Below are 25,678 nucleotides of genomic sequence, written 5' to 3'. Positions count from 1 at the left end.
TGAGGAGAGCCAAAAGATGGCAATCACAGCAGCAATGGTAAAAGAACTGCGCGACTCGACCGGCGCAGGCATGATGGACGCAAAAAAAGCGCTGACCGAAACCGGTGGCAACATGGACGAAGCCGTTGACTGGCTGCGCACCAAAGGCCTGGCCAAAGCGGCCAAGAAATCGGGCCGTACCGCAGCCGAAGGTCTGGTTGCTGTTCACGTCAACGGCGGCAACGGAGTTGCTGTCGAAGTGAACTCGGAAACCGACTTCGTTGCGAAAAACAGCGAATTTCAGGAGATGGTCGGCAAGATCACCTATGCAGCCGAAGGCGTCGATGACGTCGACGCGCTGCTGGCTGCCGATCTGGGCGGCAAGTCTGTCGCAGACACCCTGACCGACAAGATCGCCACCATTGGTGAAAACATGTCGGTGCGCCGCATGTCCAAACTGTCGGGCGACACTGTTGTGTCTTATGTCCACAATGCTGCAACAACCGGCATGGGCAAAATTGGTGTTCTGGTTGCCCTGTCCGGCGGCGATGAAGCCTTCGGTAAGCAGGTTGCAATGCACATTGCAGCTGTAAACCCAGCAGCCCTGTCCGAGGCGGACATGGACCCGGAAGTTGTCGAGAAAGAGAAGCAGGTCCAGATGGACATCGCCCGCGAATCCGGCAAGCCGGAGCAGGTGATTGAAAAGATGATCGTCGGTCGTATGAAAAAATTCGTTGCCGAGTCGACTCTGCTGAACCAGGACTTCGTTGTGAATCCCGACCTGACCGTCGAAGCTGCGGCTAAAGAAGCGGGTGCAACCATCACCGGATTTGTCCGCATGGAAGTAGGCGAAGGCATCGTTGTCGAAAAAGAAGACTTCGCAGCCGAAGTTGCGAAGGCAGCTCAAGGCTAAAGATAAAATGCAGCCCCACTGAGGGGCTGCAATCCATAAAAGACCCGGTTGCGATGCAGCCGGGTTTTTTTGTGCTAGGCAGCTTTTCAATGCGCAGTAAACAACATCAAGGAAAAGAGGAGATTGAGGGGCCCTGCATGATGGGGATGGAAGGGCCCCTCAAAAATTCCGACAAAGCGACGCGGACGAATAGACGCCTCGATGTCAGAGCGATCAGAGAGCTTTGGTATTACAAAGATCCAATCAAAACGTTCCCTGGCTAAAGCCACCACTCACGGAACAATACCAATTTGCAATTTATGGGGGAGATTCGGAAAGTCATGTATTCCTTACCCTAGGTCAATTTGACGCAATGTAGCGTTAAATCAGGGTCAGGCTTCCATTACAAACATCTGGTTATGCAAAGTCGCCTTAAGCACTGCCTGCGCTGTGGTTTCAACCGAAAGCGCCTCGCGCGCCAGCCTTAGGTGCTTTTCCACCGTCGCGGCCGTCAAACCCATAAGCAACGCGATGTCCTGAGTGGTCTTTCCATCCCCCACCCATTGAAGCGCCTCTCGTTGACGCTTAGTCAGAGCGCGATTCGGAGCGTTGTACGGTAAGGTCAGAATTTTGAGATGAGCAACATTGTTCATCAGCAAAATATCCTCGCCGTGTTCCTGCCAGATCTCGTCCACTTCATCTTGATCATGCATTCGGGCCGCAAGTGAGATCGCGCCTTTGGTTCGCATCGAAACCGAGTTGAAGCTGACCGTATAACCCGATGTAAGACCCAGAGATTTGTTAAACTCATAAACCCTGAGTTCTTCTGGTGTCATAACACCGCTGGACATCATGTCATTGATCATGCTCCAGCTTGCCGCACCCTCATGATCCAAGGCCCATTTCAACATCGGAGCGTGAAAATACAATCCCGAGCGGAGGAACCCATCAAGGTAATCTTTGCAGTGGTTGGACAGGATGACGAAATCCTCGGGGTCGCCCAATGAGGTCGCCGTGCGATACTGGGTGTAACCATACAGCAACCGATCAAATCCAAACTTTGCCATCTGGCGGCAGTGGGCATCCCACAGCTCTTCCAATGTCTTGGTATAGCTCAGAAAGTTCAGATAATCGTTGAGGTTCATCCGGTGCCCCCCTCAGCCAAATGGGCCGCAAGGGCATTCAGCGCAAGCACATAGCTATGTGCGCCGAATCCACAAATCTGACCAATGGCAACTGGGGCAACGTATGATTTGTGTCGAAACACTTCGCGTGCGTGAATATTTGACAGATGAACCTCTACAACCGGAACTTCGGCGGAAGAAATCGCATCCATCAGCGCGATCGACGTATGGGTGTATCCACCCGCGTTCAAGACGATTCCATCCTGTTCGCCGCGTGCTGCGTGAATCGCATCAATCAATGCGCCTTCGTGGTTGGTTTGAATATGCGTGATCGTCTGATTCAGTGCCTGACCATGAGCGACGCACAGGTCCTCGATCATCTTCAAGGTCGTTGATCCATAAACCTCGGGCTGCCGCGTCCCCAGCAGATTCAGGTTCGGACCATTCAGAACCAATATTTTTTGCATATTCAAACTGTCCCCATCTTCTTCTTTTTCATAAACCCGAAAATTTGAGGCGTCCAGCGACCATCGCCCCTTTGGCGCGAGTGGTTGTGTCGCATATTGGTAAGAATCTAAAGTTCTGAATGAATATCAGCTCATTTAGTTCCCATTGTGACCACAACTTTACCGAGAGTTTTGCGTTGATCCATCTTGGTGATCGCTTCCGCCGCGCGTTCAAGTGGAAACCGGGCGCTGATACGAGGGCAGATGGCACCGCTTCGATACATTTTGAACAGCTCACCCACATTCTGAGAATGCACTTTCGGATCCCGAAACACTGACGCGCCCCAAAACACGCCGACGATTTGACATCCTTTGAGTAGCGTCAGGTTCAACGGAATGCTGGGAATGCCTGCTGGAAAACCGACGACCAGATATCGGCCTCCCCACGCCAAACTGCGCAAGGCAGGTTCGGCGTAGTCCCCGCCAACTGCGTCATAGACCACATCCACACCTTCGCCACCGGCCAGCGATTTGATTTCAGCAGACAGCGCCTTTTGCGCCGCTCGGTCCAGATCACGTGGATAAATCAGTGTTTTATCTGCACCGACTTTTTTGCAAAACTGTGCTTTTTCTTCGGACGAAACTGCCGCGATCACATGCGTGCCCATGGCTTTGGCAAGCTCTATCGCGGCGGAGCCAACGCCACCCGATGCGCCAAGCACAAGTACGGTTTCCCCCGATAGCAGCTGCGCTCGATCTTTGAGCGCATGGTAAGACGTACCGTACGTGAAAATAAAACACGCAGCGTCTTCATATGGCATGTCATCCGGGATTTTGATCGCCGTCGCTGGTTTGAGCGTCAGGTGCGTGGCGAACCCTCCATGTCCTGTCAGCGCCAGAACACGATCACCGGGCAAGAAATCAACGACATCCTTGCCGACGCTGGTGATCTCACCTGCAATCTCGCCACCTGGGGCAAATGGACGAGGAGGCTTCATTTGGTAAAGGTCCCGGATCATCAGCGTATCTGGAAAGTTCACTCCGGCCGCGTGAATTCGCACCAATATCTCACCAGCCTTTGGCACGGGATCGGGCAGGGTGGTCAACTCCAATGTTTCTGGCCCGCCCGGTTTGACGCTGAGTAATGTCTGCATATGCCCCACTTGCCCCTTGCTTCGTTTGTATTGAAATCGTTGGATTACACGAACGTATTGTCAAGATGACCGCCGCTCTGGTTTTCAAACGATAGGCGCAAAGAGCAGATCACCTGAAAGGAGATTTCATGACGCCCGAGACATTGTTTTCACTCAACGGAAAAACTGCGCTGGTCACAGGTGGAGCCACGGGTATTGGCCGGATGGCAGCCGAGGCGCTTATTCGCGCCGGTGCTCATGTTCTGATTGCCTCGCGCAAGGGTGATGCATGTGAACAGGTTGCGGCAGAGTTGAACGCGTTAGGTACCGCCGGATCTGCAGAAGGTTTCGCAGGCGATATCGGCAGCGAAGTGGGTATTGATGCATTAGTTGGTGAGGTCAACAAACGAACGCAATCTCTAGAAATATTAATGAATAATGCTGGTGTTACCTGGGGCGCACCGATGGGTCAGTTTCCCCACTCGGCGTGGGATAAAGTGATGTCCGTCAATGTCGCAGGTATATTCGATCTGACCCAAAAACTACTGCCGCTTTTAATGAAATCAGCCAGCGACGATGATCCAGCACGGGTCGTTAATATTGGATCGGTCATGGGCGAGGTCCCGATGGGTGACGGGGCCTACAGCTATTCCGCGTCAAAAGCGGCGGTGATTCACCTGTCAAAAATCATGGCCAAGGAACTTGCGCCGTATCGTGTCACAGTGAATGCTCTGGCGCCTGGGCCGTTCGTATCGCGCATGACCGCCTTTGCAACCGAAGATGAAAGTAAGCGCGAACGCGTCGGCAAGGCGGTACCGTTGGGTCGCGTGGGTCGTGACGAAGATATCGCGGGCTGTATGTTGTTCCTGTGTGGCCGCGGTGGCAGCTACATCACGGGTGCGGTGTTGCCGGTATCCGGCGGGATCAACGTCCAGACAGGCGGTAACATCTTTGCTGATGCTCTTTAGCCCCAGATCGACCGCAGGTTTGGTAGATGAAAGAAACCGATAGTACATTAGATATCAACGCAGTTGAAACCTATCTTAACTCACATCTTGATGGGTTTCACGGCCCATTGAAGGCGACAAAGTTCACCGTAGGTCAATCCAACCCGACATATTTGCTCAGCACACCGAATGAGGCTTATGTTTTAAGGCGCAAGCCGCCCGGAGTATTGCTGAAATCAGCCCATGCAGTGGATCGCGAGTTTCGCGTCATGAGCGCGCTTGCTGGCAGCAATGTGCCTGTGCCGAAAGTTCACCTGCTATGCGAAGATGACCGGGTGATAGGGTCGGCTTTTTACGTAATGGAATATCTGCAAGGGCGTACGTTTGTAGATCCGGTCATGAAGGGTGAAGACAACACCACGCGCACGGGCGTGATTGATGAAATGAACCGCGTTCTGGCTGAGTTACACATGGTCGATATCGATGCAGTTGGTCTTTCGGACTACGGGCCACCTGGCAACTATTTCGAACGGCAAATTGCCCGCTGGACCAAGCAATATCGTGCTTCTGAGACCGAAACTATCCCAGACATGAACCATTTGATTGCCGCTCTCGAGCATCAAGTTCCAGAGGATGACAACCAAAGGACGTTGGTGCACGGGGATTATCGCATCGACAATCTGATGTTTGAAACGAATGGCACTGGCTGCATCGGGGTTCTGGATTGGGAATTGTCGACCATCGGCCACCCATATGCGGATCTCGCGGCAGTTATCATGCAATGGCAGCTGCCCCCGGGAAAAGAGGGGCGCGGATTGGCGGGCGTAGACCGAGAAAACCTTGGCTTACCAACAGATCGCGCCTTTGTCGCAAACTATTGCGCACGTCGCGGCATTCCAGCGATCGAGAACTTTGGGTTTTACCTAGCTTTCAATTTCTTTCGAATGGCTGGAATTCTGCAAGGTGTTTACAAGCGCGCACTTGACGGAAATGCATCTGATCCGAAGCGGGCACAGGCATTTGGTGCCTATGTCCCAATCTTTGCCCAACATGGCTTGTCTGCTTTACGCAGCGAGGCGTAAGCGGTTTGACCCAAACGGAGTTGCCTCATGGGATTTGATCCGACCTCACTGGCCAATATTCGCAAATGGATGAACAGGTATGTGGACCAGCGCAAATATGCGGGTAGCGCGCTTCTAATCCACCAGCACGGGAAAGAGGCGTTCTTTCATACTTGTGGGCGGCGTTGCATCGAGAACGACCTTCCCTTCCAACGTGATAGTTTGGTTCGGATATATTCGATGACAAAACCGGTGACCTCAGTTGCCCTCATGACCCTGGTTGAACAGGGATTGTTTCATCTCGACGCTCCAGTTTCCGAGTTTCTGCCTGAATTTACGTCCACTAGGGCGCTGATTCCGGACGCAACTAGCCTTGATCAGACTGAGGATGCGCCGTCACAAAGCCTGCATCAGCTTTTAACCCATACCAGCGGGATGAGTTACCCGTTCAATCCCGGCCTGCTGCCCAAGGCCATGGACGAACTTGATCTGATCTTTTCCCCACAACAGGGCCCACTGTCAGAAAGGGTAAAGCTGTTGGCGCAACTCCCACTGGCCTTTCAACCTGGTGCGCGCTGGGAATACTCGGTCGGGATAGATGTAATTGGACGCGTGATCGAAGTGGTATCAGGCAAATCGCTCGACGTATTTCTGACGGAACATATCTTCGAGCCTTTGGGTATGAATGAAACCGCGTTCTCAGTGCCTAATGGGGCAGGGGACAGGTTTGCCTCACTCTACACCCCATTGGAAGGTGACGCGATGGCGCTGAACGCCGCAAAATCAGGCGGCGAAACACTCCGATTGGTGGATAATTCCGGGCAATCTCCATTCGAGGCGGCGACTACTTTTTCCGGAGGCGGCGGGCTGATCAGTACGATCGACGACTTCAGTAAATTCGCCGAAATGTTGCGGAGCAAAGGAACAGGAAATGGCGCCAGAATCCTGGGGCCAAAGACGATGGAGTTTATGTTTCGCAATCACTTACCAGGCGACATTGCATCAATGGGGCCGCAAAGCTTCGCGGAACAACCCATGGACGGGACAGGTTTCGGTATCGGAGGAGCGGTGGTTCTAAACCCGGCACTTGCCAAATGCCCTGGTTCGGTTGGTGACTTCGGCTGGGGTGGTATGGCATCGACGTATTTCTGGTTCGATCCAGTCAATGATCTGACGACCGTATTCTTCACTCAGCTTTCGCCGTCCAGCTCCTATCCATCGCGCGCCGAATTGAAGGCGCTTGTGCATGCAGCACTCGTTGAATGATCGGTTGTCGAATGATACCGGAAAAGTCTGGATGCAGGAGACCCCAAGATGACCGAAGCCGAACGTGTACTGCTTGATCTGCTGAATATCGAGAGGCTCGAAGTCGATCTATTCCGCGGCACCGGCTCAGGCGGTGAAACGCCAACGCGCATCTTTGGCGGTCAAGTGATTGCACAGGCGCTTGCGGCAGCCTACCGGACGGTTGAAGATCGCCTGTGTCATTCGCTACATGCTTATTTCATCCGCCCCGGCGATCCGTCCATTCCCGTTATATATCAAGTGGATCGCGCACGAGACGGAGGTTCATTTACGACCCGTCGCGTGGTTGCGATCCAGCATGGCAAACAGATCCTGAACATGTCCGCCTCATTCCACAAACAGGATGATGGGTGGGATCATCAGCATCCGATTCCCAATGTTGATGGTCCAGAACTCTATCCATCGCGTGACGATCTGCGGCAAAAGTATCTTGGCCGTGTGCCGGACAAGCTGAAGTCAGAGTTTCTGCGTGAGCGTCCCATCGAAGTGCGCGAAGTTGATCCTCTGGACCTGTTCACGCCCTCAAAGGCAGATGATAAGAACTATCTCTGGTTTCGCATGGGTGCGGCGAATGATGCGGACACGATTACGCAACATCTTCTCTTGGCCTATGCCTCGGATATGGGGCTGCTCACTTCCGGGATGAGGCCCCATGGGCTGAGTTGGTTTACTGGCGAAATCGATGGTGCCAGTCTGGACCATGCCATTTGGTTTCATGCACCCGTCATGTTTCAGAACTGGCATCTTTATTCCATGGAATCACCATGGACGGGGCAGGGGCGTAGCTTCAATCGCGGATCAATCTTTTCTCAGGATGGAAAGCTGGTTGCGTCAGTCGCGCAGGAAGGCCTGCTAAGGCGGCGTCGGTTACGTTAGATATCACCGATAAAGCGTTGATTAATCTTATTCATATTACTTAACCAGCCATCATAGTCTTCGATCTTCATGCGCATGTAATCAAAGACTTGCGGATGCGGAAGAACCAGAAAACGCTCGTCGGAAATTGCCTCGATACAGGATTGTGCAACCTCAGCAGGCTCAATTATTCCGTCGAACGCGGCAACAGAATCCTCGTATCCACGCATCATCTCTGTCCGCACAGCTTGCGGACACAAAACAGAAACTCGGATGCCACGGTCGCGATATGTCAGAGCGATCCACTCAGCAAATCCTACGGCCGCGTGCTTGGTAACTCCATACGGCGCAGCGCCGGGTATGTTGAGCAGTCCAGCGGCAGATGCAGTAAACATCATGTAACCGCCACCACGCGCGACCATCCTTGGGATCAGATGCCGAGCAGCCCGGACATGCGACATTACGTTGATTTGCCAGATGCGGTCCCAATCCGTGTCAGGTACGTCAAGCCCACCGAACGTTAGAATGCCAGCGTTGGCACAGAACAAATCAATCGGAGCAATGGTATCCTCGACCACGTCGATCAGCTCTCGAATATCGCTTTCTTTGGAAACATCACATCTGATTGCATCGCCACCGATTTTCTTGGCCACAACCTGCGCGCCAGTAAGATCGAAATCCGCACAGACCACATGTGCGCCTTCCTTTGAAAACCGTTCTCCAAGACCTTTGCCGATGCCACTTGCTGCACCGGTGATGACAACGGTTTTTCCATTCAGATCCATCACGATATCCGTGTTCTACATTTCAAACACAGCGTAACATCTTGGGAAACCACAGCCAATGCGGATTAGCCAGCAATGGTTTACCCATCCTATTATTTACATAATACCGATTATACAATTAATCGACAAAGCTTCAGTAAAACGCCTGCAGACCTGTTTGCGCCCGCCCCAGGATCAATGCATGGACGTCATGTGTCCCCTCATAGGTATTGACGGTCTCTAGATTGATCATGTGGCGCACGACTTGGAATTCGAGCGATATCCCATTGCCGCCGTGCATATCACGCGCCATTCGAGCTATGTCCAACGCCTTACCGCAATTGTTGCGTTTGATGATCGAGATCATCTCAGGTGCAGCCTCGGCCTGATCCATCAAACGTCCGACACGCAAGCTTGCCTGCAAGCCGAGTGAGATTTCGGTTTGCATCTCTGCTAGTTTGCGCTGAAACAGTTGGGTCTGTGCCAAAGGGCGATTGAACTGCTTGCGATCTAATCCGTATTGGCGAGCTGCGTGCCAACAACATTCCGCCGCACCCATCGCACCCCAACTGATACCAAAGCGTGCGCGGTTCAAGCAGCCGAACGGGCCCTTTAGGCCTTGAACATGAGGCAGCAAGGCACCCTCGTCCACTTCAACACTATCCATGACGATTTCACCGGTGATCGAGGTTCGCAGACTCAACTTATTTTCGATCTTCGGAGCGCTCAATCCCTTGGCACCTTTGTCCAATACAAATCCGCGGATCTTACCGTCATGCGCATCGGATTTGGCCCAGACCACAAAAACGTCGGCAATCGGCGCGTTTGAGATCCACATCTTACTGCCGGTCAAGCGATAGCCACCATCAATCTTCTCGGCGCGGGTTTTCATTGCCGCCGGATCAGAACCCGCATCCGGTTCCGTCAGGCCAAAGCAGCCGATCCATTCTCCGCTGGCCAGTTTCGGCAGGTATTTGCGCCGCTGTTCCTCGCTGCCATATGCATAGATTGGATACATTACCAACGAGCTTTGCACCGACATCATCGAACGATAGCCAGAATCCACACGTTCGACTTCGCGCGCTACCAGGCCATAAGTGACATAACCGGCACCAATTCCACCGTATTCCTCAGGGATTGTTGTGCCGAGCAGACCCATTTCCCCCATCTCACGAAAGATTTCCGGGTCCGTTTCTTCGTTTTGGAAAGCCTGAGTAACGCGCGGCTGCAGTTTTTCTTGAGCATAAGCGCGAGCGCTGTCGGCGATCAGGCGTTCATCCTCTTCCAACTGGTCAGACAGGCGGAATGGATCATCCCAGTTGAAACTGCCAAGTTCGGGCGCATCCTTCGCGCGCAGGACCGGTTTTGTATCTGGAGCATTCATTTTGTTTCTCCGGCAGGAATGGTTTGTACAATCATAACCTGAGCTATTGTCAAAAAACAGCGAGACATTTGCATGGTTTCATGATCAAAACGCATAGATGAGACCGAACCGCCCTACTCTACCGCCCATTTCTGCACTGCGCGCGCTTGAAGCTTTGGATCGACTTGGGTCAGCCTCGGCAGTCGCTGATGAAATGGCTCTGACGCAAAGCGCTGTCAGCCGACAACTTCAGACACTTGAGGCGCATTTGGGCGCCGAGTTGGTTAGTCGTGATCGAAAGCGGCTATCACTCACAAAGGCGGGGCAAGACTATGTTCGGGAAATTCGGCCAGCCTTGTCGCAGATCGCACAGGCTGCATTGAAATTGCATGTTGCTCCGGCCGGTGGAACACTAAACCTTGCGATCCTGCCAACGTTCGGAATGCGTTGGTTGGTGCCGCGTCTTCCCGACTTTGCGCGGCTCTATCCTGATATTACAATCAACATGACCACGCGACTGAGACCATTCAGCTTTGCATCCGAACCTTTTGATGCAGCATTACATTTTGGGGAGCCGGATTGGCCTGGAACTGATCGCTTGTTGTTGAGTATGGAGCGTGTTCTACCTGTTTGCGCGCCCGGTCTCTTACCGCAAGGCGCGCCAACCTCACCTCGAGACTTACTCAAACTGCCTTTGCTGCACATCCAGACCCGACCCCGTGCATGGCAAGACTGGTTTCGCCAAATGGGGATCGAACATCAGCACCCTCTGCCCGGCACGGTCCACGATCAGTTCAACACGATCAATCAAGCTGCGTTGCATGGATTGGGTGTGGCGCTATTGCCGAATTATCTGGTCGAACAGGACCTGGCGACCGGCAAACTGATTGCGGCTTTCCCAAACGCAATTGAGGCTATGGGTGCCTATTATCTGGTTTGGCCGCGCGAAAAGTCCGACGACGACGCCCTGCGGCAGTTCAGACATTGGTTGGCATCTCAGGCACAAACCGAAGAAGCGCTACCGCGTTAGCCCAACGCGTACCCTGCCCCACGAACCGTACGCACCGGATCTTCACCGCCGTGCTGTGTCAATGCTTTGCGCAAACGTCCGATATGGACATCAACGGTGCGCGTATCGACATAGATATCGCGCCCCCAAACACGGTCGAGCAATTGCTCGCGGCTCCAGACACGGCCGGGTTTTTCCATGAATGTGCTCAGCAGCCGGAATTCGGTTGGTCCCAATTTCAAAGGCTTATCGTCTCGGCTGACCTTGTGGGTCTCGGAATCCAGAATGATATCATCGAACTCCAGTCGGATACCTACAGTCGCTGGCCTCACTCGCCGCAGTTGCGTCCGGACACGCGCCATTAGTTCCACGATCGAGTACGGTTTGACCACATAATCATCCGCGCCCGTCTCAAGGCCGCGCACCTTGTCGACCTCCTCGGACCGGGCTGACAGCATGATGATCGGGATCGAGCGCGTGTCAGACCGCGATTTCAATCGACGGCAGACCTCGATACCACTGAGATTGGGCATCATCCAATCGAGAACGATTATGTCAGGGCGATCTTCTTCGACCAGCAGTAAAGCTTCTTCCCCATTGGCAGCGCGTGATACGCGAAACCCTTCGGCGTCCAGATTGTAGGCCAGCACCTCTCGCTGAGCCAGCTCATCCTCAACCACCAGTACCGTCGGTTGATCAGCGGACATGTCGAAAGTCTCCTAGATCGTTTGCGACGTGTTATCAGCTTTGGGCCGGGCCTCGCTGGGTCGCTCACCCGTAACGAGATAGACAACCTGCTCGGCGATCGCTGTCACGTGGTCGCCCATCCGTTCGATGTTCTTTGCGATGAAATGCAGGTGCATGCAGGATGATATGTTGCGCGGGTCCTCGGCCATGAAGGTCAGGAACTCGCGGAACAAGCCGTTATACATTTGGTCTACTTCCTGATCGCGTTCGATTACGTCGGTGGCCAATTCTGCGTCTCGCTGGATGTAAGCATCCAGCGCATCGCGCAGCATCAGTTCAACTTCGCGCGCCATGCGACGCAGCGCAGCGGCGCTGCCGTTGATCTCGCCCGCGTTGACCAGAACGGTGGTTCGCTTAGCGATGTTCTTGGAGTAATCGCCGATCCGCTCGAGGTTGGCTGAAACCTTGAGCACCGACAGAACCAATCGTAGATCACCTGCCGTAGGGGCACGCAACGCAATCAGCCGTGCGGTTTCTTCGTTGATCAATTCTTCCAGCGCATCGATGGCCTTATCGCCCTGCCGCACTTCCTGCGCCAATTCCTCGTCGCGGGTTTCCAGCGAACGGGCGGCGCCCATGATGGCGGCTTCGACCAAGCCACCCATCTTCATAATATGGGCTTGAATGGCCTCGAGATCCCGGTCGAACGCGGATGCAATATGTTGTTCTGTCATGTCTGAATACCTGTTCTCAGCCGATCCGGCCGGTAATGTAGCTTTCGGTCCGGGGGTCTTCGGGATTTGTAAATATCTGGCCGGTCTCACCAAATTCGACCAGATTTCCCAGGTGGAAAAACGCGGTCTTTTGGCTGACACGCGCAGCCTGCTGCATCGAGTGGGTAACAATCACCACCGAATACCGTTTACGCAGATCATCTATCAGTTCTTCGACCTGTGCCGTCGCAATCGGGTCTAGCGCCGAGCATGGCTCGTCCATCAGCAAAACCTCTGGTTCGGTCGCGACGGCGCGGGCGATACATAGGCGCTGCTGCTGGCCACCGGACAGGCCTGTTCCGGGCGCGTCCAGACGATCCTTCACCTCGTCCCAGATAGCACCGCGGCGCAGGGATTTCTCAACGATCTCATCCAGTTCCGCTTTGTTCTTCGCAAGGCCGTGGATGCGAGGACCATAGGCGACGTTGTCATAGATCGACTTTGGAAACGGGTTGGGCTTCTGGAACACCATGCCCACTTTGGCGCGCAGCTGCACCGGGTCGACCCGTTTGTCATAGATATCTTCGCCATCCAACAGAATATCCCCAGTGACGCGGCAGATATCGATGGTGTCATTCATTCGGTTCAGGCAGCGCAGGAACGTGGACTTGCCGCAGCCCGAGGGGCCGATGAAAGCGGTAACCGTCTTGTCCTCGATTTCGACATTCACGTCCTTGATGGCATGGGTATCGCCATAGTGGACCTGAACATTATTCGCGGCGATCTTGATTGCTTTGGAGTCCACGGTTCTCTCCACTCGTGTCATATCGTTCATCATAGCCCCCTCTTACCAGCGGCGTTCAAAGCGGCGGCGCAAGATGACCGCAATGGTGTTCATTGTCACGAGGAAGATCAACAGAATGATGATGCCCCCCCATGCGCGTTCGTAAAAGGCCGGGTCGGCGCGTTTGGACCATTCATAGATCTGCGCAGGCATGGCCGAGTTCGGAGACAGAAACCCCGCGACGATTCCGTCCGGTGGGTTTGAAGCGATAAAGCCTACCATCCCGATCAGCAGCAACGGAGCCGTTTCCCCCAGCGCTTGCGCCAGGCCGATGATAGTACCTGTCAGGATGCCCGGTGCTGCCAGTGGCAGGACATGGTGGAACACTGACTGCATTTTCGAGGCCCCTACCCCAAGCGCCGCATCTCGGATCGAAGGCGGCACAGCTTTCAGCGACGCACGGGTCGAGATGATGATCGTGGGCAGCGTCATCAGCGTTAGCACCAAGCCGCCCACCAGCGGGGCTGAGGTCGGCAGGTGCATGTAGTTGATGAACACCGCCAGTCCGAGGATACCGAACACGATGGACGGTACGGCTGCGAGGTTCGAAATGTTCACTTCGATGATATCGGTCAGCCGGTTTTGCGGCGCAAATTCCTCAAGATAGATTGAAGCGGCTACACCAATGGGCAATGCCAGTGCCAGCACCACGAACATCATGAACAGTGAGCCGAGCATGGATACACCGATCCCGGCCGCTTCGGGCCGTTGGTCAGAGGCGTCCGAGCCGAAGATGAAATCCGGGTTGAAAGCTTTGTACAGCACGCCCGAGTCGCGCAGCTGATCCACGACATCCAGTTGTGCGACCGAGATGCTTTTGTCGTTGGCGATAGACTCGCGCGTCACGCGACCTTTCATGTAACCATCGACACGGCTGTTGACCAGAAAGCGGAAGCTTACGGTTTTGCCAATCTCATCCGGATTGGCGATGACATAGTTCCTCAGTTCTGCTTGTGCGGCCTTCGACAGAATCTTACCCATTTCTTTGGGTTTCAGATCTGTTTGAATGCCAAGCTTTTGCACCTCGGATTCCAACGCCGAAGCGATCAATGGGGCGTAACCAAAGGTTGAGACCTTTTTGATATCCTCGATATTTCGATTACCCTTTTTGTCCAGCTTGTCTTCCTTCAGCTCGACATTCAGCTCTAGAAAGCTTTGTTGGAAAGCTCCTGTACCGGCGGTTACGATATTGGTCACTAAAACGATCAACATCAGCAGACCGATACCAATGGCGGCGATGCCATACAGTTTGAACCGCCCCTCAGCGGCATTGCGACGTTTAGTGCGTGCGTCCTTATCAAACAGCGAACCTTTGGGTTTCGCAGCAGAAGAAGCGCCAGGGGATTGGGAAATATCGGTCATTCGTACTGCTCCCGGTATTTGCGTACGATGTAGAGGGCGAAGATATTCAGCCCCAGCGTGATGACGAACAGCGTGAGACCCAGTGCGAAGGCCACCAGCGTTTCAGGGCTTGCAAAGTCGGTATCGCCGGTCAGTTGGCTGACGATACGGGTGGTGATAGTCGTCATCGCCTCAAAGGGATTACCCGAAAATTTCGCAATCGCACCGGCCGCCATAACCACGATCATGGTCTCGCCAATGGCCCGACTGGCAGCCAGCAGGATCGCACCGACGATCCCCGGCAGCGCTGCAGGCAGCACCACTTGACGCACGGTTTCGGATTTGGTTGCGCCTAGGCCAAGCGAGCCGTCGCGCATCGACTGAGGCACCGCGTTAATGATGTCATCCGACAACGACGAGACGAACGGGATCAGCATGATGCCCATAACCAGACCTGCAGTCAGAACGGCGTTGGAACTTGCCATCCAGCCAAGCCCCAGTGCCCCGCCGTCCCCAAACAGGGACACCAGCGCCGGACCAACGGTCAACAAAGCAAACAAACCGTAAACGATGGTTGGGATGCCTGCGAGAATTTCAAGCAGCGGCTTGGCAATCGAACGGGTCGCTCCGGTCGCGTATTCCGACAGATATATCGCTGCAAAAAGGCCAATCGGCACCGCCACCAGCAGCGCGATAACTGAGATGTATAGCGTGCCCCAGAGCAGCGGCAGGATCGAGAGCTCACTACCTCCACGGAAGTTCGGGGCCCATGTGCTGCCAAAGAAGAAGTCTTTCCATGAATGCAGTTGGAAGAAATTCATCGTCTCGAACAGCATTGAAAGAACGATGCCTACGGTTGTCAGAATGGCGATAGAAGCGGCCAGAAGAAGCAGCGCCAGAATACCTTGCTCGACAACATTGCGGGCGCGGAATTCCCTGTGCGTGCGGATATACGCAAATGCGGCTCCCAATAGCGCAACGACCAGAACCATGATCTGCATTGCGGTTGAACCGGTCGACGTCATGCTACGGTATTTTTGAGCGGCCAACAGAATGGGCTTTGAGATGTCTTGGGTTAACACCTGACCTGCATCTTTCAGCGATTGTGTCAGTGCTTCGATATCTGCGTCGGCGTTGCGCGCCTGCACCTCAGACAGCAGTCCAGACGCAATCGCACCGTCTAACCCATAGGCGACGCGGCGAACTTCGCTCATGACCAGACCACGATCAGAGCCTTCGGCGATCGCAGTGTCAGGGATCATACCTGACACCGTGTTGTTCACAATCAATGGCTGCACCAGAAGCCACAGGATCAGCAATCCCAGCGCGGGGACAAGCGCGGTCAGCGCGACATTGTACCCATAGTAGGATGGCAAGGAATGCAATGCGCGCGCATCACCCTCGGCACTTGCCAAGGCGCGGGACCGGCCCGCGAAGTACCCAAGCACCGCCAAAGCAAGCAGGGTGAGCAAAATCCAGGATAACGCCATGTGAACTCCATGGGGATGGCAGAGTTGGAGTCAAAAAGAACCGGGGCGTGTTTGCATCGCCCCGGTTCATAAGTTCTATGGTTTAAGAACCACCACCCAGAACGGTTTCATTGGCAACAGCTTCCTGAACCTTGATCAGTTCCGGGTCCGATACCAGACCGTATTCAGCCAGCGGGCCATCAGGGCCAGCAATCTCGTCCGCGACGAAGAATTCAGCAAATTCCTTCAGACCGGGGATCACACCGATATGCGCTTTCTTTACGTAAAAGAACAGCGGACGAGAGACCGGGTATTCACCGGTTGCAATCGATTCAGTCGAAGGAACCACGTCGGACATGGTGGCAACCTGCAGCTTGTCTGTGTTGTTCTCGTAGAACGCCAGACCAAAGACGCCGATGCCGTCTTTGTTGCTGTCGATGCGGGCCAGAGTTTCAGTGTAGTCGCCGTCGATGTCTACTGAAACGCCATCAGTACGCAGCGCGATACAAGCCTTTTCAGCGGCTTTTTTCTTGGCTTTGTCGCTATCACCTTCGGCAGCAGCCAGATAGGCGTCAAAATCGCCGGTGTGCTCACAGCCTGCCAGGATCACTTTGTCTTCGAACACTTCACGGGTGCCGTGTTTGGTACCAGGAACAAAGGCAGCAATCGGCTGAGCAGGGAAGTTCGGGTTCACCTGATCCCAAGTTTTGTAGGGGTTGTCGACCAGCTGGCCGTCAACAACAACTTGAGCGGAAAGGGCTTTGTACCAGTCATCCGGTGTGAACGCGAACGAGTTGCCGTTGATGTCGGATGCAAACACGATGCCGTCATAGCCGATCTGAACTTCGATGATGTCGGTAACACCGGCGTCAGCACAGGCTTTGATCTCTTTTTCGCGGATCTTGCGCGATGCGTTGGCAACGTCGATGGTGTTTTCACCCACGCCCTCGCAGAAACGCTTGAGACCAGCAGAGGAGCCACCGGATTCAACAACAGGCGTCGGAAAATCAAAGTTCTCACCGAAGGCTTCAGCAACAATCGAAGCGTAAGGCAGAACGGTTGACGAGCCAGCAACCTGAACCTGATCACGAGCGGCCGCAGTGGTCGCCGATACGGCAGCGATGGCCAGAGCCGAAGCCGACAGTTTTACAAAGGACATCTCAGTCTCCTTGAGAAATATACGTTCTGATCACCCCTATGATGATCTGGGCGAAGCACTATGACGCTCGCGTAAGTCTTTTGTGACAAGCATGTAACAGTTTCATGACAACTCACGAATTTCTCAGAAATTCTTAACTTGACGATGCGTCATGACTGGATGACCAACCGTCCGCGCAATTTCAACGCGGCAAGATCACCGTAAAAACGGCACCTTGTCCCAACTCGCTATCCACTTTCAGTCGTCCGCGATGGCGATTGACGATGTGTTTTACGATCGCCAAACCCAGCCCCGTTCCGCCCAATTCGCGTGAGCGGTGGCTGTCTGCCCGATAGAATCGCTCGGTCAGCCTGGGAAGATGCTTCGCATCGATGCCGGGACCCTGATCTATGATCTTGATCCGCACGGCTGGCCCGCGCATTGCGGTATCTCGCTCGGACAGATTCACGATCACATCGACTCTGCCACCACTCCCGCCGTATTTGATCGCGTTTTCAACTAGGTTAGTGAAAACTTGACGTAACTGATCGCTGTCCCCAACCATCGTGATTGGCTCGTTCGGGGCATCCAGTGATAGCTCGACACCTGCATCATCTGCCAATGGCCGTAGCGTGTTCAACGTCGACTGAATTAACCCGGTCAGCTCCAATGGTTCCTTGGGCCTGACCCGCTCTTCACTTTCGACCCGATTAAGCGAGAGCAGATCCCCCACCAGCCGGTTCATTCGATTGGCCTCATCCGCCATGATCTGCAGAAACCGATCACGTGCTGCTGTGTCATCACGGGCCGGGCCTTGCAGGGTTTCGATAAACCCCATCAGCGCCGTCAGAGGTGTCCGCAGTTCGTGGCTGACATTGGCTACAAAATCGCGGCGCATCTGGCCGGCCTGTTCCAGATGCGTGACATCCTGAAACACAACCAGTACGGCATCGGTCCCATTGACGGGCCTGCACTGCACTTCAAAAGTGGTATCCTGCGCACCGTCATTTGACAGATGTCGCGCCCGACCCGGTTCTTTCGACCGGAGGCTCTGCTCAACCGCATCTATGATCTGCGGTTGCCGCAGGATCGTTGCAAAGTGCCGGCCTTCAATGGCTTGGCCCAGCAGAGACAAGGCCTCATTGTTCGCAGCAACGATCCTCTCGGTTTGCCCGACCAGAAGCGCCGGTGCGGGAATGGCAGAGACAAGATCAGCGAGCAAAGTGTCAGTCATGCAAACTCAGACCGGTCGCAGAGAATCGCGAAAATTACGCATGTTTTCCTGATAATGCAGCGCACTCAAAGTCAGCTTTTGCGCAGCTGCATCATCAATCTGTCGCACGATCTTACCGGGTGATCCCATGACAAGTGAGTTATCGGGGATTTCCTTACCTTCCGTAACAAGCGCCCCTGCCCCGATCAGACAGTTTTTGCCGATCTTAGCGCCGTTCAATATGATGGCACCCATACCGATCAGAGAATTGTCTCCGATTGTGCAGCCGTGCAGCATGACCTTGTGACCAATGGTGCAATTCTGACCTATCGTCAGCGGATATCCGGCATCGATATGCATCACGCAGTTTTCCTGCACGTTGCTGCCTGCCCCCACTCGTATTTCCTCGTGATCCGCGCGGATGGTGCAGCCGAACCACACCGAAGACCCCTGTTCCAATACTACCTTGCCAATCAGGTTGGCATCAGGTGCAACCCAAGTGTCTTCGTGTATCTTTGGTGTGTGTTTACCCAAAGCGTAAATCGTCATGATAGACCATCGAATTCGGTTTGCAGGGCGCGGATGTGGTTTTGCAGGCTGGGCTGCTGAATTCGGCGCATCCGCTCGGCACTGACAATGGTTTTCAGTTTTTCCTCGGTTGCACCCAGATCATCGTTGATCAAGACGTAATCGTAGTACCCCCAATGACTGATCTCATCCCAACTTTTTAGCATGCGTTTGGCGATCACATCATCGCTGTCCTGACCGCGCCCTTCCAGTCTGCGCCGAAGCTCACGGATCGAAGGAGGAAGGATGAAAATTGACAATGCGTGTTTGCCAAGATCAGAATTGCGGATCTGCACCTCACCTTGCCAATCAACATCAAACAGCACATCACGCCCTTGCGTGATGGATTCACGCACCGGCCCCGCAGGTGAACCATAGAAGTTACCAAAAACATGAGCGTGTTCCAGCATCTGGCCATCTGCGACCTGTTGCTTGAACTCATCTTCCGATAGGAAATAATACTCTCGCCCATGTTCCTCACCTGGGCGCGGCGCGCGGGTAGTGGCTGAGATTGAAAACTCAAGGCCGACATCCCACTGCATCAGGCGACGGGCCAGAGTAGATTTGCCTGCGCCCGAAGGCGACGACAGAATGATTAGTAGACCGCGGCGATCCGCCATGTGATGTTTCCGTCCTTATTCCACGTTCTGTACTTGCTCGCGCATCTGATCGATCACGGCCTTCAGCTCTAAACCGACTGCTGTCAGTTCGGCATTTTGCGATTTCGAGCAAAGCGTATTCGCTTCACGATTGAACTCCTGCATCAGGAAGTCCAGCTTGCGCCCGACCGGTCCGTCTTGCGACAACAGCGCGCGTGCCGCTGCGACATGCGCGATTAACCTGTCGATCTCTTCGGTAATGTCTGCCTTCACCGCAATAAGCGCAAGCTCCTGCGCTACTCGTTCAGGATCGGCACCTTGGGCGTTGTCGAGAACACGCGCGAGATTGTCTCGCAATGCCTGTTCCATTTCCAGCCGACGACCTTCGGCCAATTTGACAGCCTGATTTGTCAATTCAGCGATCTGATCTAATTGCCCGCCAAGAATGCCTGCCAGCGCTTTTCCTTCAGCACTTCGCATTTCAATAAATTCCAAAAGCAGCCCGCCAAACTCCGCTTTCAGCTTCTCAACAAGTGGCTCCGGATCATCAGTGTCACCGCCTACTTCCATCATCCCCTTCAGAGAAAGCAGATCGCTGGCCTTCGACGGCGCCAATAGCACGCCGCGCGTGCCAGCCATGGCCTCGGTCTGAGCCAGCGCCTCCAGTGAAGCCTTCATCGCAGAAGTGTTCAGTTGGATTTCTGCAGCGGCTTCCTCACGACTCAGCCGCAGGGACAGCGTGACATTGCCGCGATTGACTTGCTTTGACAGGTCGCTTCTCAGCGCCGCCTCTAGCCCTGTCAGCCAATCTGGCAATCGCAGACGCAGGTCCAACCCCTTACCATTGACGCTGCGCAACTCCCAAGTCCAGCTATGGGGGCTGAACGCGCCCTTACCCGAGGCGAACCCGGTCATGGATTTGATCATGACTGCCCTTTCCGTCAAATTCACTGGTCGCACCTAATGCCATTGACCAGCAGGGGGCAAGTCCTTGCTCAAATCCGGATCAATTCCGAGAGGTTAACCATTCGTTAAAGAATTGCTCCAAAATTGTATTAACCCATGTCAATCTTGCAGCGGAAAAGGCTGGTGGGTCGCAGCATTGCCCATTAGGTGGCATTTTAGAAAAATCGTGATCGATTGACGTTGGGGTGATGAAATGAGGAGGTTTTTCAGTACTAAATCCGGTTCTGAATTTGGAAAGATCATCGCGATGGACCGATTTGACAGTGGACGCAGCCTGTCCCCTATTCGTCAGGCCGAAGCCTATTGGACAGCATTGCTGACAGCAGATGGCGTTCCAATGCGGTCACAAATCGATCCGCGCGGGCTTGAGAATATTCTGGAATACACCTTCATTCTTGAACGCATCGCACCCGGTCTTGCCCGATTTCGTCTGGCCGGGAGCCATCTGAACAAACTGGCCGGAATGGAAGTTCGCGGGATGCCGCTCACCTCGTTCTTCGAGCCCGAAGCCCGAGATGACACCAAGCAGCTTCTAGATCAGGTGTTCTCTGCACCTGCAATTGCCGAACTTGGGCTCGTTTCAAAGGGGACGTTAGGTCAGGTTAGCTTACAAGCGAGCATGATCTTGCTACCACTCAAGAGCGATCTGGGAGATATCAGCAGAGTCCTGGGTGTCATGGTCAGTGATGGGATGATCGGTCTCACGCCGCGCCGGTTCACAATATCCGATCACCGAGTAAACAAGGTTTCCGATCTACAGACCCCGCCAAAACACGCGCCGAACATTGCAGAAGGATTTGCCGAAAGTCCGAGCGGGTTCAAAGGCGCACCGCACCTAAAGCTGGTTTCGTCGCGGGATGAATAAAAAAAACGGCGGGCAACTTGCCCGCCGTTTTCGTCTTTGAACCACTGCTACTTTAGCTCGCGGCGCGCTTGCCCCGATCCCGACGCAGATTGGTCAGTTCTTCCGCAACAAGGAAGGCCAGTTCTAGCGACTGCGACGCATTCAGGCGCGGGTCGCACGCTGTGTGATAGCGATCGGAAAGATCCTCTTCGGTCACCGCGCGGACACCGCCGGTGCATTCGGTGACGTCCAGACCGGTCATCTCGAAATGCACCCCACCCGGAACAGTGCCCTCGGCCTGATGCACTCCAAAGAAGTCGCGTACTTCGCGCAGCACGGAATCGAACGGTCGTGTCTTGTACCCGGTCGCAGATTTGATCGTGTTGCCATGCATCGGGTCACAAACCCAAGTGACCTTGGCACCTTCTTCTTTTACAGCCTGGACCAAACGCGGCAGATGCTCACCCGCTTTGCCTGCGCCAAAACGCGCGATCAAAGTCAGACGACCCTCTTCGTTTTCCGGGTTCAGTTTTGACATCAGAACCTTGAGGTCTTCGGCGCTGGTTGTCGGACCGCATTTCAGACCGATCGGGTTCAGGACACCGCGGCAGAATTCGACATGCGCACCGTCGGGCTGGCGGGTACGATCGCCGATCCAGATCATGTGGCCCGAGCCAGCCAACCAATTGCCCGAGGTCGAATCCAGACGGGTCAGCGCCTCTTCGTACTCAAGCAGCAGGCCTTCATGGCTCGTGTAGAACTCTACCGACGAAAACTCATGCGTCGTATCCGCAGTGATGCCCGCCGCCCCCATGAAATCAATCGAATCCTGAATGCGGTCGGCGATCTCAGAGTATTTCTGAACGTCTTGCCCATCGGCAAAGCCCAGTGTCCAAGAGTGGACATGGCTCATATCCGCGAAACCACCGGTCGAAAACGCGCGCAACAGGTTTAGCGTGGCGGCCGCCTGAGTGTAGGCCTGCAGCATCTTGCTCGGATCAGGAATTCGGGCCTCGGGCGTAAAGTCCAGTTCGTTGATGATATCACCACGGTAGCTGGGCAGTTCCACACCATCCACAATTTCCGTTGGCGCACTGCGTGGCTTGGCGAATTGACCCGCCATGCGGCCAACTTTGACCACAGGCACCTTGGCGCCATAGGTTAGAACCATCGCCATTTGCAGCATCACCTTGAACGTGTCACGGATAGCGTCCGCACTGAACTGTTCAAAGCTTTCAGCACAATCACCGCCTTGCAGCAGGAATGCCTCACCCCGGCCTGCAGCACCCAAATGCTGCTTGAGCCGCCGCGCTTCGCCGGCAAAAACCAGAGGGGGATACTTCGAAAGCTGCGCCTCGACTTTTCCCAACGCAGCCGCGTCGGTATAGTCGGGCATCTGAACTCGGGGCTTGTTGCGCCAGTTCGTTTTTTGCCACTCGGTCATAGCTTGGATCTCCGCTGAGGTAATTCAGATCGTCTCTATACAAAAAGCATTGAAGAGAGGCCATATGCGATTTGCACCTCTTGACGGCGCAAACAAGCTTTGAGCATGTTGACGGGCATATCTGCCGTCGCCAAGAAGCTGACGTGTACCGAATCAAGGACAGTTCGCCATGCAAGAGCAACGCCAAGTTGTCACCGTGGAAAATGACGCGGGCAAACCACTTAATTTTGTGTTTGTCCTTTTGGACAAGTTTTCACTGCTGTCCTTTGCTTCGGCCCTCGACAGTCTGCGCATTGCCAATCGTATGGCAAATCGCGATTTGTATACTTGGACGCTGGCGGGTGAAGGCGGAGAGCTGGTGCATTGTTCAGCCGGAACCACCTTCAAATTGGATGCAGACCTCGAAGAATTGCAGCGCGATGAAGTGATCCTGATCTGCGGTGGGGTCGACGTTCAGGCGGCCACCACAAAACGTGTGTTGAACTGGCTGCGCCGCGAAGCCCGCAAGGGGCTGAAGATCGGTGGTCTCTGCACTGCTGCTTATACGCTTGCGAAAGCGGGATTGCTGGAAGGTAAACGCGCCACAATCCACTGGGAAAACTCTGATAGCTTTGCCGAGGAATTCGATACGGTCGAACTGACCAAATCCGTATTTCTGGTGGACGGAAATCGAATGACCACAGCAGGTGGAACATCGTCGATTGATCTGATGCTTAAACTGATTGCCGATGACTATGGTGAAGATCTGGCAAATGCAGTCGCGGATCAGATGATATATTCATCGATCCGCACGGATCAGGACACTCAGCGCCTTTCGACGCCGACACGGATTGGCGTTCGCCACCCCAAGCTCAGCCAAGTCATCCTGATGATGGAAAAGAACATAGAAGAGCCGATCTCGCCATCGATTCTGGCCAAGGACGTGGGCATGTCCACGCGTCAGCTTGAACGCCTGTTCCGCCGCTATCTTAGCCGTTCCCCCAAGCGCTACTACATGGAACTGCGCCTGCACAAAGCGCGCAACTTGCTGATGCAGACAGATATGAGTGTCATCAACGTGGCGCTGGCCTGTGGCTTTGCCAGCCCATCGCATTTCTCAAAATGCTACCGGGCACACTATAATACGACGCCTTATCGTGAACGTGGTGCGCAGAGCGGGCGATTGTCTGTTTGATCCAAGGACGCTGCCAGACCTACAACTCTTTTTCGAAGTAATGCAGGTGCGGCCGAAGCATTGGTTGATCCAGATAGGTTGTTGTTTCGATCGGTTCTTCAAGCTCAACGAATCCGAGCTTGGGATACAAGCTTCGCATTTCGACATTTGGCGTCAGTGTGTCAGCGATCAGGCGCTTAAGACCCATATCGCGTGCTGCTTGTTCACGGGCCATGATCAGGGCACGCCCCGCCCCGGTTCCTCTTGCTCCCTCGATCACAAAGACCCGCTTTAGCTCACCCGTTCGGGAATCAAACCGTTTCAGCATCCCGCATCCAATGATGTCTCGGGTTTGATTTCTGGCTACGACCAAACATCCATTCGGAGGCAAATAGTCATCCGTATTTGCCCAGAACTCGGCCAGCGCGCTTTCAGGGGCAGCTGGATCTATCTCAAATCCCATTGCCTGCATTCTGACAACGATAAGCGCGTAATACTCTTTCAAGATAGAATTCAGTTCGCTCTTCGGTGGTATAGTGCTGCACAATTCGATTACGAAGCCACTCATTTGGCACCTCAAATCAACTGGCCACCGGGTTACCCAAACGCTCCGATGACTTGGAAAATTCAATAACTTCATTGCAGATTATCAGAGGCGCGACATCTTATAAACCGTGCCCTGCCCGACCGAAATGAACCAGATCGACCCATCGGACGCTTCTACGATATCACGGACACGTTCTGTTTCAGGACTCTTGATCCGTTCGACCTCGCGCAGCGGATTGCCTGAAAGCCGTGCGATATAGTCGAATTTCAAAGAGCCTACGAACAGATCCCCCTTCCACTCTGGCCAAAGCTTACCTGAATACACAAGCAACCCCGAAGGTGCGATCGAGAGATCCCAATAGTGCTTAGGCTGCTCCATCCCCTGTTTCGACGTTCCTTCGCCAATCTTTTGTCCCGAGTAATGCACCCCATAAGAGATCACGGGCCATCCATAGTTAGCCCCGGGCCGGATCAGATTGACCTCATCGCCCCCTTTGGCCCCGTGTTCACTAACCCAAAGCCGTCCCTGCTGATCCAAGTTGGCTCCTTGAGGATTCCTGTGCCCAAACGACCAGAGTTCAGGCCGGACATCGGGATTGTCCACAAACGGATTGTCACGAGGAACTGTTCCATCTCGATTTATTCGAATAACCGTTCCCAAATGATTTGACCGGTCCTGAGCAGCCGGACGATCCCCACGATCTCCAATCGTGACAAACAAAGAGCCATCCTCGGCCTCGACGACACGCGAGCCAAAATGCCTACCCCCGGAACCGCCGGGCACGGCCTCAAAAATTATGCGCAGGTTGGTCAGGCGATCCCCGCTTTCGGAGAACCGCGCGACTGCAACTGCAGTACCCGCACCACCTCTTTGCGGCTTTGAAAACGTTAGAAAAAGCTCTCGGGTTTGACTGAAATTCCGAGCAATCGTTACATCAAGCAAACCACCCTGCCCGTTCGCGGCCACTTTTGGCACCCCTTTGACGCGCTTTGCCTCGCCTTCAGCGACATAAAGAAGCTCTCCATCGCGTTCGGTTACGATGAAACTGTTGTCCGGAAGAATGCCAATGGCCCACGGCGTGTCCAAGCCTTTCACCACTTGGCTGAGTTGAGTTTTCCCGACCGACGTCTCGATAACATCGGACCAGCCGGACACCGACCAACAGGACAGAATCAGAATCGCTAAAATTCTATGCATCTCTACCCTCTTCCCAACAATACTTCGGTATTAAGGCTCAATTCCCATCAAAGCAGATAGATTGTCTGCGGACAAAAG

26 protein-coding genes are annotated in these 25,678 nt (G+C 54.1%); 8 read left to right on the top strand and 18 right to left on the bottom strand.

Annotated elements, in window-relative coordinates; all coding sequences use genetic code 11:
- Window positions 1-16: 16 nt before the first annotated feature.
- Window positions 17-892: a translation elongation factor Ts gene (gene tsf, locus AC2FI7_RS04080; RefSeq protein ID WP_010440121.1), complete on the top strand. Its 876-nt coding sequence runs from the start codon at window positions 17-19 to the stop codon at window positions 890-892.
- 371 nt (window positions 893-1,263) lie between these two features.
- Here the strand turns inward: tsf and AC2FI7_RS04075 are convergent, their stop codons facing one another.
- From AC2FI7_RS04075 to AC2FI7_RS04065, 3 genes are all read right to left on the bottom strand, one after another.
- Window positions 1,264-2,016, bottom strand: a complete 753-nt coding sequence (locus AC2FI7_RS04075; protein WP_010440127.1) for an autoinducer binding domain-containing protein — start codon at window positions 2,014-2,016, stop codon at window positions 1,264-1,266.
- Window positions 2,013-2,462, bottom strand: coding sequence for a type II 3-dehydroquinate dehydratase (gene aroQ, locus AC2FI7_RS04070; protein WP_496815313.1), 450 nt, complete (start codon window positions 2,460-2,462; stop codon window positions 2,013-2,015). The genes AC2FI7_RS04075 and aroQ overlap by 4 nt, the downstream gene beginning before the upstream one ends.
- Before the next feature lie 131 nt (window positions 2,463-2,593).
- Entirely contained in the window at window positions 2,594-3,595 is a 1,002-nt protein-coding gene (locus AC2FI7_RS04065; RefSeq protein WP_496815311.1) for an NADPH:quinone oxidoreductase family protein, read from the bottom strand.
- 128 nt (window positions 3,596-3,723) lie between these two features.
- Between AC2FI7_RS04065 and AC2FI7_RS04060 the strand changes: the two genes are divergently transcribed.
- The 4 genes from AC2FI7_RS04060 to AC2FI7_RS04045 are packed head-to-tail and all read left to right on the top strand — an operon-like array spanning window position 3,724 to window position 7,763.
- A complete protein-coding gene (locus AC2FI7_RS04060; protein WP_010440131.1) occupies window positions 3,724-4,542 on the top strand; it encodes an SDR family NAD(P)-dependent oxidoreductase in 819 nt (272 codons plus the stop codon).
- A 26-nt stretch (window positions 4,543-4,568) separates the two neighbouring features.
- Window positions 4,569-5,603, top strand: a complete 1,035-nt coding sequence (locus AC2FI7_RS04055; protein ID WP_010440132.1) for a phosphotransferase family protein — start codon at window positions 4,569-4,571, stop codon at window positions 5,601-5,603.
- 27 nt (window positions 5,604-5,630) lie between these two features.
- A complete protein-coding gene (locus AC2FI7_RS04050; RefSeq protein ID WP_496815309.1) occupies window positions 5,631-6,848 on the top strand; it encodes a serine hydrolase domain-containing protein in 1,218 nt (405 codons plus the stop codon).
- Between the two features lie 48 nt (window positions 6,849-6,896).
- The gene (locus AC2FI7_RS04045; RefSeq protein ID WP_010440137.1) at window positions 6,897-7,763 is read left to right on the top strand and encodes an acyl-CoA thioesterase; all 867 of its coding nucleotides are present in this window, start codon (window positions 6,897-6,899) and stop codon (window positions 7,761-7,763) included.
- Here AC2FI7_RS04045 and AC2FI7_RS04040 read toward each other — a convergent pair.
- Window positions 7,760-8,527: an SDR family oxidoreductase gene (locus tag AC2FI7_RS04040; protein ID WP_010440140.1), complete on the bottom strand. Its 768-nt coding sequence runs from the start codon at window positions 8,525-8,527 to the stop codon at window positions 7,760-7,762. The genes AC2FI7_RS04045 and AC2FI7_RS04040 overlap by 4 nt on opposite strands.
- 133 nt (window positions 8,528-8,660) lie before the next feature.
- Window positions 8,661-9,890, bottom strand: a complete 1,230-nt coding sequence (locus tag AC2FI7_RS04035; protein ID WP_010440143.1) for an acyl-CoA dehydrogenase — start codon at window positions 9,888-9,890, stop codon at window positions 8,661-8,663.
- A gap of 97 nt (window positions 9,891-9,987) precedes the next feature.
- Here AC2FI7_RS04035 and AC2FI7_RS04030 point away from each other — a divergent pair, with 97 nt between their 5' ends.
- Window positions 9,988-10,899: a LysR substrate-binding domain-containing protein gene (locus AC2FI7_RS04030; protein ID WP_010440146.1), complete on the top strand. Its 912-nt coding sequence runs from the start codon at window positions 9,988-9,990 to the stop codon at window positions 10,897-10,899.
- Here AC2FI7_RS04030 and phoB read toward each other — a convergent pair.
- The 10 genes from phoB to AC2FI7_RS03980 all read right to left on the bottom strand — a co-directional run bounded on the left by phoB (window position 10,896) and on the right by AC2FI7_RS03980 (window position 20,376).
- Complete coding sequence (gene phoB, locus AC2FI7_RS04025) at window positions 10,896-11,585, bottom strand: phosphate regulon transcriptional regulator PhoB (RefSeq protein WP_010440149.1); 690 nt, start codon at window positions 11,583-11,585, stop codon at window positions 10,896-10,898. The genes AC2FI7_RS04030 and phoB overlap by 4 nt on opposite strands.
- Before the next feature lie 12 nt (window positions 11,586-11,597).
- The gene (phoU, locus tag AC2FI7_RS04020; RefSeq protein ID WP_010440152.1) at window positions 11,598-12,299 is read right to left on the bottom strand and encodes a phosphate signaling complex protein PhoU; all 702 of its coding nucleotides are present in this window, start codon (window positions 12,297-12,299) and stop codon (window positions 11,598-11,600) included.
- A gap of 16 nt (window positions 12,300-12,315) precedes the next feature.
- Window positions 12,316-13,113: a phosphate ABC transporter ATP-binding protein PstB gene (gene pstB / locus AC2FI7_RS04015; protein ID WP_010440155.1), complete on the bottom strand. Its 798-nt coding sequence runs from the start codon at window positions 13,111-13,113 to the stop codon at window positions 12,316-12,318.
- A gap of 12 nt (window positions 13,114-13,125) precedes the next feature.
- On the bottom strand, window positions 13,126-14,484 hold the full coding sequence (pstA, locus tag AC2FI7_RS04010; RefSeq protein WP_010440158.1) for a phosphate ABC transporter permease PstA: 1,359 nt from the start codon (window positions 14,482-14,484) through the stop codon (window positions 13,126-13,128).
- Window positions 14,481-15,953 (bottom strand): phosphate ABC transporter permease subunit PstC, encoded by a 1,473-nt coding sequence (gene pstC, locus AC2FI7_RS04005; protein WP_010440161.1) that lies wholly within the window; start codon window positions 15,951-15,953, stop codon window positions 14,481-14,483. Before pstC ends, pstA begins: the two co-directional genes overlap by 4 nt.
- Window positions 15,954-16,035: 82 nt before the next feature.
- A complete protein-coding gene (locus AC2FI7_RS04000) occupies window positions 16,036-17,091 on the bottom strand; it encodes a substrate-binding domain-containing protein (protein ID WP_010440165.1) in 1,056 nt (351 codons plus the stop codon).
- 181 nt (window positions 17,092-17,272) lie between these two features.
- On the bottom strand, window positions 17,273-18,304 hold the full coding sequence (locus AC2FI7_RS03995) for a sensor histidine kinase (RefSeq protein WP_010440167.1): 1,032 nt from the start codon (window positions 18,302-18,304) through the stop codon (window positions 17,273-17,275).
- Between the two features lie 6 nt (window positions 18,305-18,310).
- Window positions 18,311-18,832, bottom strand: coding sequence for a gamma carbonic anhydrase family protein (locus tag AC2FI7_RS03990; protein WP_010440170.1), 522 nt, complete (start codon window positions 18,830-18,832; stop codon window positions 18,311-18,313).
- The gene (gene gmk / locus AC2FI7_RS03985; protein ID WP_010440173.1) at window positions 18,829-19,470 is read right to left on the bottom strand and encodes a guanylate kinase; all 642 of its coding nucleotides are present in this window, start codon (window positions 19,468-19,470) and stop codon (window positions 18,829-18,831) included. The genes AC2FI7_RS03990 and gmk overlap by 4 nt, the downstream gene beginning before the upstream one ends.
- A gap of 15 nt (window positions 19,471-19,485) precedes the next feature.
- The gene (locus AC2FI7_RS03980) at window positions 19,486-20,376 is read right to left on the bottom strand and encodes a YicC/YloC family endoribonuclease (protein ID WP_010440174.1); all 891 of its coding nucleotides are present in this window, start codon (window positions 20,374-20,376) and stop codon (window positions 19,486-19,488) included.
- A 286-nt stretch (window positions 20,377-20,662) separates the two neighbouring features.
- Between AC2FI7_RS03980 and AC2FI7_RS03975 the strand changes: the two genes are divergently transcribed.
- Window positions 20,663-21,280 (top strand): PAS domain-containing protein, encoded by a 618-nt coding sequence (locus AC2FI7_RS03975; protein WP_496833251.1) that lies wholly within the window; start codon window positions 20,663-20,665, stop codon window positions 21,278-21,280.
- A 52-nt stretch (window positions 21,281-21,332) separates the two neighbouring features.
- Here AC2FI7_RS03975 and AC2FI7_RS03970 read toward each other — a convergent pair whose 3' ends face one another.
- Complete coding sequence (locus tag AC2FI7_RS03970) at window positions 21,333-22,703, bottom strand: class II 3-deoxy-7-phosphoheptulonate synthase (RefSeq protein WP_010440176.1); 1,371 nt, start codon at window positions 22,701-22,703, stop codon at window positions 21,333-21,335.
- 169 nt (window positions 22,704-22,872) lie between these two features.
- On the opposite strand from AC2FI7_RS03970, the gene AC2FI7_RS03965 reads away from it, so the two are divergent.
- Window positions 22,873-23,877: a GlxA family transcriptional regulator gene (locus AC2FI7_RS03965; RefSeq protein ID WP_010440177.1), complete on the top strand. Its 1,005-nt coding sequence runs from the start codon at window positions 22,873-22,875 to the stop codon at window positions 23,875-23,877.
- Window positions 23,878-23,896: 19 nt separating this feature from the next.
- On the opposite strand, the gene AC2FI7_RS03960 is transcribed toward AC2FI7_RS03965, so the two are convergent.
- Window positions 23,897-24,424: a GNAT family N-acetyltransferase gene (locus AC2FI7_RS03960; protein ID WP_010440178.1), complete on the bottom strand. Its 528-nt coding sequence runs from the start codon at window positions 24,422-24,424 to the stop codon at window positions 23,897-23,899.
- A gap of 81 nt (window positions 24,425-24,505) precedes the next feature.
- Complete coding sequence (locus AC2FI7_RS03955; protein WP_496815301.1) at window positions 24,506-25,600, bottom strand: PQQ-dependent sugar dehydrogenase; 1,095 nt, start codon at window positions 25,598-25,600, stop codon at window positions 24,506-24,508.
- Window positions 25,601-25,678 lie beyond the last annotated feature (78 nt).

Source organism: Ruegeria sp. YTSA064, assembly GCF_059610325.1.
The sequence above is the reverse complement of the archived record's forward strand: the minus strand, read 5'-3'. Positions and strand labels throughout refer to the sequence as shown.

Excerpts from the sequence above, each read along its gene's own strand:
- tsf (WP_010440121.1), top strand. The coding sequence starts at position 17 with ATGGCAATCACAGCAGCAATGGTAAAAGAACTGCGCGACTCGACCGGC.
- AC2FI7_RS04075 (WP_010440127.1), bottom strand. The coding sequence starts at position 2,016 with ATGAACCTCAACGATTATCTGAACTTTCTGAGCTATACCAAGACATTG.
- aroQ (WP_496815313.1), bottom strand. The coding sequence starts at position 2,462 with ATGCAAAAAATATTGGTTCTGAATGGTCCGAACCTGAATCTGCTGGGG.
- AC2FI7_RS04065 (WP_496815311.1), bottom strand. The coding sequence starts at position 3,595 with ATGCAGACATTACTCAGCGTCAAACCGGGCGGGCCAGAAACATTGGAG.
- AC2FI7_RS04060 (WP_010440131.1), top strand. The coding sequence starts at position 3,724 with ATGACGCCCGAGACATTGTTTTCACTCAACGGAAAAACTGCGCTGGTC.
- AC2FI7_RS04055 (WP_010440132.1), top strand. The coding sequence starts at position 4,569 with ATGAAAGAAACCGATAGTACATTAGATATCAACGCAGTTGAAACCTAT.
- AC2FI7_RS04050 (WP_496815309.1), top strand. The coding sequence starts at position 5,631 with ATGGGATTTGATCCGACCTCACTGGCCAATATTCGCAAATGGATGAAC.
- AC2FI7_RS04045 (WP_010440137.1), top strand. The coding sequence starts at position 6,897 with ATGACCGAAGCCGAACGTGTACTGCTTGATCTGCTGAATATCGAGAGG.
- AC2FI7_RS04040 (WP_010440140.1), bottom strand. The coding sequence starts at position 8,527 with ATGGATCTGAATGGAAAAACCGTTGTCATCACCGGTGCAGCAAGTGGC.
- AC2FI7_RS04035 (WP_010440143.1), bottom strand. The coding sequence starts at position 9,890 with ATGAATGCTCCAGATACAAAACCGGTCCTGCGCGCGAAGGATGCGCCC.
- AC2FI7_RS04030 (WP_010440146.1), top strand. The coding sequence starts at position 9,988 with ATGAGACCGAACCGCCCTACTCTACCGCCCATTTCTGCACTGCGCGCG.
- phoB (WP_010440149.1), bottom strand. The coding sequence starts at position 11,585 with ATGTCCGCTGATCAACCGACGGTACTGGTGGTTGAGGATGAGCTGGCT.
- phoU (WP_010440152.1), bottom strand. The coding sequence starts at position 12,299 with ATGACAGAACAACATATTGCATCCGCGTTCGACCGGGATCTCGAGGCC.
- pstB (WP_010440155.1), bottom strand. The coding sequence starts at position 13,113 with ATGAACGATATGACACGAGTGGAGAGAACCGTGGACTCCAAAGCAATC.
- pstA (WP_010440158.1), bottom strand. The coding sequence starts at position 14,484 with ATGACCGATATTTCCCAATCCCCTGGCGCTTCTTCTGCTGCGAAACCC.
- pstC (WP_010440161.1), bottom strand. The coding sequence starts at position 15,953 with ATGGCGTTATCCTGGATTTTGCTCACCCTGCTTGCTTTGGCGGTGCTT.
- AC2FI7_RS04000 (WP_010440165.1), bottom strand. The coding sequence starts at position 17,091 with ATGTCCTTTGTAAAACTGTCGGCTTCGGCTCTGGCCATCGCTGCCGTA.
- AC2FI7_RS03995 (WP_010440167.1), bottom strand. The coding sequence starts at position 18,304 with ATGACTGACACTTTGCTCGCTGATCTTGTCTCTGCCATTCCCGCACCG.
- AC2FI7_RS03990 (WP_010440170.1), bottom strand. The coding sequence starts at position 18,832 with ATGACGATTTACGCTTTGGGTAAACACACACCAAAGATACACGAAGAC.
- gmk (WP_010440173.1), bottom strand. The coding sequence starts at position 19,470 with ATGGCGGATCGCCGCGGTCTACTAATCATTCTGTCGTCGCCTTCGGGC.
- AC2FI7_RS03980 (WP_010440174.1), bottom strand. The coding sequence starts at position 20,376 with ATGATCAAATCCATGACCGGGTTCGCCTCGGGTAAGGGCGCGTTCAGC.
- AC2FI7_RS03975 (WP_496833251.1), top strand. The coding sequence starts at position 20,663 with ATGGACCGATTTGACAGTGGACGCAGCCTGTCCCCTATTCGTCAGGCC.
- AC2FI7_RS03970 (WP_010440176.1), bottom strand. The coding sequence starts at position 22,703 with ATGACCGAGTGGCAAAAAACGAACTGGCGCAACAAGCCCCGAGTTCAG.
- AC2FI7_RS03965 (WP_010440177.1), top strand. The coding sequence starts at position 22,873 with ATGCAAGAGCAACGCCAAGTTGTCACCGTGGAAAATGACGCGGGCAAA.
- AC2FI7_RS03960 (WP_010440178.1), bottom strand. The coding sequence starts at position 24,424 with ATGAGTGGCTTCGTAATCGAATTGTGCAGCACTATACCACCGAAGAGC.
- AC2FI7_RS03955 (WP_496815301.1), bottom strand. The coding sequence starts at position 25,600 with ATGCATAGAATTTTAGCGATTCTGATTCTGTCCTGTTGGTCGGTGTCC.